We start from the raw sequence: 309 nt of genomic DNA, 5'->3' as shown, positions 1-309 counted from the left end.
CACCGCCTCCCGCCGGGCCGCCGCATCGGCCTGCGCCGCCGCGGCCCGGCCTGCCTCGGCCGCGAGCCGCAGCGCCTCGGCCCGGGCGGCGCGCCATTCCTTCATCGCCTCGGGCGACAGCGGGGCGAGGCCGGTCGGGGCCCAGAGCCGCCGCCAGGCGGCCTCCGCCGCCGCCATCGCCGCGTCCGCCCCCGCCAGCAGGGCCGCCGCCGTGGCCAGCCGGGCGCGGGCGCGATCCAGCCGGTCGGCGCGCAGCGCATGGTCGGCGACGCGCTGCGCCTCATCGGCGCGGCGGTCGGCCAGGCGGTC

At 84.1% G+C, this 309-nt stretch carries 1 protein-coding gene; it reads right to left on the bottom strand.

Going from position 1 to position 309, the window contains the following annotated elements; all coding sequences use genetic code 11:
• The coding region (locus E2C05_RS33950; protein WP_158292518.1) for a hypothetical protein at positions 1–309 on the bottom strand (309 nt) is incomplete at both ends.

The organism is Paracraurococcus ruber (assembly GCF_004353985.1).
Taxonomy (GTDB): domain Bacteria; phylum Pseudomonadota; class Alphaproteobacteria; order Acetobacterales; family Acetobacteraceae; genus Paracraurococcus; species Paracraurococcus ruber.
Note: the sequence above shows the minus strand (reverse complement) of the source record. Positions and strands in the feature narration are given on the sequence as shown.